Origin of the sequence: Leifsonia sp. (assembly GCF_051955155.1) — a bacterium.
Lineage (GTDB): Bacteria > Actinomycetota > Actinomycetes > Actinomycetales > Microbacteriaceae > Leifsonia.
The window spans coordinates 1-6,647 of the sequence record NZ_JBQCGZ010000032.1 but is presented as its reverse complement, the minus strand read 5'-3'; the positions used below and the strand labels follow the sequence as shown (position 1 = coordinate 6,647).

At 69.8% G+C, this 6,647-nt stretch carries 6 protein-coding genes; 5 read left to right on the top strand and 1 reads right to left on the bottom strand.

The features are described from left to right. Nucleotides 1-827 (bottom strand): anthranilate phosphoribosyltransferase (gene trpD / locus ACTHMF_RS03230; protein WP_440316272.1); only part of this gene is annotated, 827 nt, incomplete at its 3' end. A gap of 131 nt (nucleotides 828-958) precedes the next feature. Between trpD and ctaE the strand changes: the two genes are divergently transcribed. The 5 genes from ctaE (at nucleotide 959) to ACTHMF_RS03205 (ending at nucleotide 6,111) form a co-directional block, all read left to right on the top strand. Continuing rightward, the gene (ctaE, locus tag ACTHMF_RS03225; RefSeq protein WP_314146431.1) at nucleotides 959-1,603 is read left to right on the top strand and encodes an aa3-type cytochrome oxidase subunit III; all 645 of its coding nucleotides are present in this window, start codon (nucleotides 959-961) and stop codon (nucleotides 1,601-1,603) included. A gap of 22 nt (nucleotides 1,604-1,625) precedes the next feature. Further along, entirely contained in the window at nucleotides 1,626-2,468 is an 843-nt protein-coding gene (qcrC, locus tag ACTHMF_RS03220) for a cytochrome bc1 complex diheme cytochrome c subunit (protein WP_440316271.1), read from the top strand. A gap of 43 nt (nucleotides 2,469-2,511) precedes the next feature. Next, a complete protein-coding gene (qcrA, locus tag ACTHMF_RS03215; protein ID WP_314146429.1) occupies nucleotides 2,512-3,585 on the top strand; it encodes a cytochrome bc1 complex Rieske iron-sulfur subunit in 1,074 nt (357 codons plus the stop codon). Next, nucleotides 3,582-5,201, top strand: a complete 1,620-nt coding sequence (gene qcrB / locus ACTHMF_RS03210; protein WP_440316270.1) for a cytochrome bc1 complex cytochrome b subunit — start codon at nucleotides 3,582-3,584, stop codon at nucleotides 5,199-5,201. The genes qcrA and qcrB overlap by 4 nt, the downstream gene beginning before the upstream one ends. A 73-nt stretch (nucleotides 5,202-5,274) precedes the next feature. Next, nucleotides 5,275-6,111 carry a methyltransferase domain-containing protein gene (locus tag ACTHMF_RS03205; RefSeq protein ID WP_440316269.1) on the top strand — a complete coding sequence of 279 codons (837 nt, stop codon included), beginning with the start codon at nucleotides 5,275-5,277 and terminating at the stop codon, nucleotides 6,109-6,111. The last annotated feature ends 536 nt before the right edge of the window (nucleotides 6,112-6,647 follow it).

Genomic DNA, 6,647 nt, shown 5'->3' with positions numbered 1-6,647 from the left:
GCCGCGTTGTACGCGGCGTCCTTGCCGAGCAGGTCCTCGATCCGCGCGCGCGGGATGCCCAGGTCGCGCGGGTCGATGTCGTGCTCGGTGACGAGGCCCCGTGAGACCTCCCAGACGTGGCTGTGACCGGTGGTCGACAGCTCGTCGAGCCCGTCGTCGCCGCGGAAGACCAGCGCGGTCGCGCCGCGGGTCTGGAACACGCCGACGATGAGCGGGATGCGGTCGAGCGACGCGACGCCGACCGCCGACGCCTCCGGCCGCGCCGGGTTGCACAGCGGGCCGAGGAAGTTGAAGACCGTCGGGACCCCCAGCTGGGAGCGGACGGGGCCGGCGTTGGCGAAGCCGGGATGGAAGGCGCTCGCGAACGCGAACGTGATGCCGGTCTCCCGCAGCACCTCGGCGACGCGCTCCGGCGGGAGCGCCAGGTCGATGCCGAGCGCCGCCAGGACGTCGGAGGAGCCGGACGACGAGCTCGCGGCGCGGTTGCCGTGCTTGATGACCGGGACGCCGGCCGCCGCGGCGACGATGGACGCCGTCGTCGACACGTTCACCGTGCCGAACCGGTCGCCTCCGGTGCCGACGATGTCCAGCGCCATCGGGTCGACATCGAGCGGGACGGCGTGGTCGAGGATGGCGTCGCGGAAGCCGACGATCTCGTCGACGGTCTCGCCCTTGGCCCGCAGCGCGACGAGAAATGCGGCGAGCTGGGCCTCCGTCGCCTCGCCCGTCATGACCTGGTCCATGGCCCACGCGGCGTCCGCGACGCTGAGATCCTCGCGGGCGAGGAGGGAGGTGAGCACGGACGACCAGGACTGCATTTCCGTCATAGAGCGATCCTATTGGGGACGACACGCCACGGGGAGCCACCGCTTCCCCGGCCCCGCTGAGCTGGCCTCACCGGAATCCGGGCGGATTCGGATCGATCAGGTGAGAAAACCACGGCTTCTTTTCAGCCATAATGGGTTACGTGACGAGCACTTCCATTACCCCCTCCCCGAGTGCGCCGGCCATCAACCGGCCCAATGTCGTGGCCGTCGGCACGATCGTGTGGCTCGGCTCCGAGGTGATGTTCTTCGCGGGACTCTTCGCGATCTACTTCACGCTCAAGTCGACCTCGCCCGACCTGTGGGCCGCCGAGACGCAGCACTTGAACATCCCGTACGCGGCGACCAACACGCTCATCCTGGTGCTGAGCTCGGTCACCTGCCAGTTCGGCGTCTTCGCCGCGGAGCGCATGCAGCCGCGTCGCGCCGGGGGCATCCTCCAGTTCTGGAGGTGGGGAATGGTCGAGTGGTTCACGCTCACGTACATCATGGGCGCGGTGTTCGTCTCCGGTCAGGTGCTCGAGTACGCGACGCTCGTGTCCGAGGGCATCTCGCTCAGCTCCAACGCGTACGGCTCGGCGTTCTACCTCACCACCGGCTTCCACGCCCTGCACGTCACCGGCGGCCTCATCGCCTTCCTCCTCGTCATCGGCCGCGCGTTCGCCGTCAAGGTGTTCGGCCACAAGGAGGCGACGAGCGCCATCGTCGTGTCGTACTACTGGCACTTCGTCGACGTCGTGTGGATCGGCCTGTTCGCGGTCATCTACATCATCAGATAACAACAGGAGCGTTCTACACCTCATGCGTCCCCGACTCTCCGGAACAGCCAAGCGCGGCACCGCTCGCCCCAGCACCGCACGCAAGGGCGGCCGTCGTCACCCGCTCGCCACCGTCGCGCTGCTGGCCATCGGCCTCGGCCTCACCGGCGGTGCATACGCCGCCTTCACCACCACCACCGCTTCGGCCGAGCAGCCGCAGGTCCAGTCGGCGACGAAGTCGTCGGTCGAGGAGGGGCAGAAGCTCTTCCAGGCCAACTGCGCCACCTGCCACGGCATGAACGCGGAAGGCACCGTCAACGCGCCGAGCCTCATCGGCGTCGGCGCCGCAGCCGTCGACTTCCAGGTGGGCACCGGCCGCATGCCGATGCAGATGCAGGGCCCGCAGGCCGAGCAGAAGCCCGTCCAGTTCACCGACGAGCAGGTCACCGCTCTCGCCGACTACGTGGCCTCGCTCGCCCCCGGCCCCTCCATTCCGGAGCAGAAGTACCTCGCAGGCAAGGGCGACGCGGCTCGCGGCGCCGAGCTCTTCCGTGTCAATTGCGCGATGTGCCACAACGTCGCCGGCGCCGGTGGCGCGCTCACCGAGGGCAAGTTCGCCCCGCCGCTGACCGGTGTGAGCGCCAAGCACATCTACGAGGCCATGGTCACCGGCCCGCAGAACATGCCCGTGTTCAACGACCTGAACATCGACCCGCAGGGCAAGGCCGACATCATCACGTACCTCAAGTACATCCAGAACAACCCGTCGCCGGGCGGTTTCGAGCTCGGTTCGCTCGGCCCCGTCGCGGAGGGTCTGTTCCTGTGGATCTTCGGCCTGGGCGCCATCGTCGCACTGACCGTCTGGATCACGGCGAAGTCCAACTAGCCGGTCGTACTTGCAGAGAAGCTGAAGCGTAAGAAGGAGAACAATGGCACAGGACGAGAACGGCGGTCACGAGCTGACGCCAGCCAGTTCGTCAGCCGTCGACGTGCACCGGACCGGCGACCCCGGGACGGCGGTGATCGTTCGCGACGCCGTCGAGAACCCCGGCTTCCCGCCGCACCGCCCGCGGGTCACCGACCTCGACCCGAAGAAGGAGCGCCGCGCCGAGCGCACGGTCTACACCCTGTTCTACCTGTCGATCGTCGGCAGCGTCTGGGCGGTCGCCGCCTACATGGCGTTCCCGATCGACGACAGCGACCCCGGTTCGGTCCGGCTGAACAACCTGTTCATCGGCATCGGCATCGCGCTCGCGCTGCTCGCGATCGGCATCGGCGCCGTGCACTGGGGCAAGGCCCTCATGCACGAGAAGGAGGGCGTCGACCTCCGTCACCCGGTCCGCGGCTCCGAGGCGACCACCGAGCGTGCCGCCGAGATCTTCCGTCAGGCCGACGAGGAGTCCGGCTTCAACCGCCGCACCCTGGTGCGCAACAGCCTGATCGGCGCGCTGATCGCCTTCCCGCTTCCCGCCGTCGTCCTGTTCCGCGGCCTCGCCCCGCAGAACGTCGACCCGGTGGAGGCGCTCTCCCAGACCATGTGGGCCAAGGGCGTCAAGCTCACCCGCGACCCCTCCGGAACGCCCATCAAGGCGTCGGACGTCACCCTCGGCAGCGTGTTCCACGTGATCCCGGAGGGCCTGAACGACGCCGAGGACATGCTCGAGCAGAAGGCCAAGGCGGCCGTCCTGCTCATGCGCCTCAAGCCCGAGGACCTGCACGTGTCCAAGGGCCGCGAGAACTGGAACTACGACGGCATCGTCGCCTACTCCAAGATCTGCACGCACGTCGGGTGCCCCGTGGCGCTCTACGAGCAGCAGACCCACCACCTGCTCTGCCCGTGCCACCAGTCGCAGTTCGACATCACGCACGAGGCCGAGGTCATCTTCGGACCGGCGAAGCGGCCCCTGCCGCAGCTGCCGATCACCGTTGACGCCGACGGTTACCTGGTCGCCCGCAGCGACTTCCACGAGCCCGTCGGCCCGAGCTTCTGGGAGCGCCATTGAGCACCACGACCGCCGCGGCACCCGCGGCATCCACCACGGTCAAACAGGGTGGCTTCACGGCGGCGGCCGCGAACTACATCGAGGACCGCACGAGCATCTCGGGCGCCGTCAAGGAGTTCGGGCGCAAGATCTTCCCCGACCACTGGTCGTTCCTGCTGGGTGAAGTCGCCCTCTACAGCTTCATCGTCATCCTCCTGTCGGGGACGTTCCTGACGTTCTTCTTCCAGGCGTCGATGGCCGAGGTCGTCTACAACGGCTCCTACGTGCCGCTCAAGGGCATCCACATGTCCGCGGCGATGGAGTCGACCCTGAACATCTCGTTCGAGGTGCGCGGCGGTCTGCTGGTCCGCCAGATCCACCACTGGGCGGCGCTGCTGTTCGTGGCCGCGATCGGCCTGCACATGCTGCGCATCTTCTTCACCGGTGCGTTCCGCAAGCCGCGCGAGCTCAACTGGGTGATCGGTTTCGTCCTCTTCATCCTCGCGATGGCCGAGGGCTTCACCGGCTACTCGCTGCCGGACGACCTGCTGTCCGGCAACGGGCTCCGCATCATCGACGGCCTGATCAAGGGCCTGCCGGTCGTCGGCACCTGGATCTCGTTCCTGCTCTTCGGCGGCGAGTTCCCCGGCACCGCGATCGTCGGACGTCTCTACACGCTGCACATCCTCCTGCTTCCGGCGCTGGTGCTCGCGTTCATCGCGCTGCACCTGATGTTCGTGGTCATCCACAAGCACACCCAGTACGCGGCCCCCGGCCGCACGCAGGGCAACGTCGTCGGCTACCCGGTCCTGCCGGTGTACGCGGCGAAGGCCGGCGGATTCTTCTTCATCGTGTTCGGTGTCGTCGCGCTCATGGCGTCGTTCTTCACCATCAACCCGATCTGGAACTACGGCCCGTACGACCCCTCCCCCGTGTCCGCCGGTACCCAGCCGGACTGGTACATCGGCTTCGCGGACGGCGCGCTGCGCCTCGTCCCGCCGGGCTGGGAGTTCGTCTGGCTGGACCGCACCTGGTCGTTCAACATCATCGTCCCGGTCGCCATCCTCGGTCTGTTCATCGTGACCGTCATGATCTACCCCTTCCTGGAGGCGTGGATCACCGGCGACAAGCGCGAGCACCACATCCTGGACCGTCCGCGCAACGCGGCCACCCGCACGGCCATCGGCGCCGCCGGCGTCACGTTCTACGCGGTGTTCTGGGCGGCGGCGAGCTCGGACCTGATCGCGACGCACTTCAAGCTGACGATGGAGGGAGTGATCCACACCCTCCAGGCCCTGCTGATCCTCGGCCCGATCATCGCCTACTTCCTGACCAAGCGCGTCTGCCTCGCGCTGCAGAAGAAGGACCGCTCGATCGCGCTGCACGGCTACGAGACCGGCCGCATCGTCAAGCTGCCCGGCGGCGAGTTCATCGAGGTGCACGAGCAGCTGAGCGACTACGAGCGCTGGCGTCTGGTGAGCTTCGAGGCCTACGAGCCGCTGATGCTCCGCCCGAACAAGCGCGGCAAGATCACGGCGGGCGAGCGGATGCGCGCCAGCCTGTCCCGGTGGTTCTTCGAGGACCGCATCGTGCCGCCCACCCGCGGCGAGCTCGAGTCGGGCCACGGCCACCACTGACCCGTCCGACCACCACGAAAGCGCCGGCCGCACTCGTTGCGCCGGCGCTTTCGCGTACCCCCACGAGGCTGCCATGACCGATCTCGCCCGCCTGTCCGCCTGGCTGCGCTGCCCCGTCTGCGGCGACGACCTCTCCCCCGCCGGCCCCCTGGTGCTCGGCTGCACCAACGGCCACCGCCACGACGTCAACAAGCGCGGCTACGTCTCGCTCCTCGGCGGCGGCAGCCGCCACCTCGGCGACACCGCCGACATGCTGGACGCCCGCGACCGCGTCCTCTCCTCCGGCGCCTACGACCCCATCGCGCAGGCCGTCGCCGCCGCGGCGTCGGTCGGCAGCCCGGCGCGGCGCATCCTGGACGCGGGTGCAGGAACCGGTCACTACCTCCGCGCCGCCCTCGCCGCCGCGGACGGCAGTACGGGTCTCGCCATGGACCTGTCCCCCGCCGCCGTCGCCCGCGCCCTCCGCTCGGACGACCGGATCGACGGCCTGGTCGCCGACACCTGGCGGCCGCTCCCGGTCCGCTCCGGCACCGTGGACGCCATCCTCGACGTGTTCGCGCCCCGCAACCTCCCCGAGTTCCACCGCGTGCTCGCCCCCGCCGGGCGCCTGGTCGTCGTGGTCCCCCGGGCCGATCACCTCGGCTCGCTGCGCGACGCCGGCACCATGCTGGACATCCCCGCCGACAAGGCGGACGACGTCCTCGCCGCCTCAGCGTCCTTGTACGCCCCGCTGACGCGCGAACACGTCGCCTACGACCTCCCGGTGACCTCCGGCCTTGTCGACGCGCTCCGCGGCATGGGCCCCTCGGCACGTCACGCGGCCGGCGCCGCCGCCAACGCTCCCGCCTCCGCCGCCCCGACCACCACGCGCGTCTCCGTCGACGTCCTCACCCTCGCCCGCCTCCCCTAACCCGCAGCGCCCACGACTGCCCCTCCGCGGTACAACTGCGCCTGCTCGCGCACGCGCAGACGTTCCAAACGGCAGCACTCCCCGCGAGCGAGCCGCCGGGCGGGCGAGCGCGCGCCCCACCCTGCTCCGCCCGCCCGGGTCGCTCGCCCGCACCCGACCGCCAAGCGAGTGCGCCTCCGCGGTACAAGTGCCCCTGCGCGAGCAGTAGCAGTTGTACCGAACGGCAGCAGTCACCGCGCGCCCTCCTCAGCGCGCTCTACCGCGCCGCCCGCCCGGTCCGCGGCAGCGCTGCGCCGCTGCGACCGGCCCCGGGACTGTCCCTCCCCGGTACGCCTGACCGCGCTCGAGCAGGGGGTGGGGGTACCGGGCGGCGACAGTCGCCGGGGCGGCCGGCGGGCGGGGATGCGAAAAGGCCCCCGCCGGAGGGGTGCGGGCGTTTACGGGCGTACTGGGCCGGGCGGGTGCTTTCCCGGCGTAGTATCCGCGGTCGTTCTCCGAGTCCCCGCCCCCCCTGGAGACCAGGGCGGACGCCCACC

Coding starts and splice junctions, on each gene's coding strand:
- ctaE (WP_314146431.1), top strand. CDS start 959: ATGGGTTACGTGACGAGCACTTCCATTACCCCCTCCCCGAGTGCGCCG.
- qcrC (WP_440316271.1), top strand. CDS start 1,626: ATGCGTCCCCGACTCTCCGGAACAGCCAAGCGCGGCACCGCTCGCCCC.
- qcrA (WP_314146429.1), top strand. CDS start 2,512: ATGGCACAGGACGAGAACGGCGGTCACGAGCTGACGCCAGCCAGTTCG.
- ACTHMF_RS03205 (WP_440316269.1), top strand. CDS start 5,275: ATGACCGATCTCGCCCGCCTGTCCGCCTGGCTGCGCTGCCCCGTCTGC.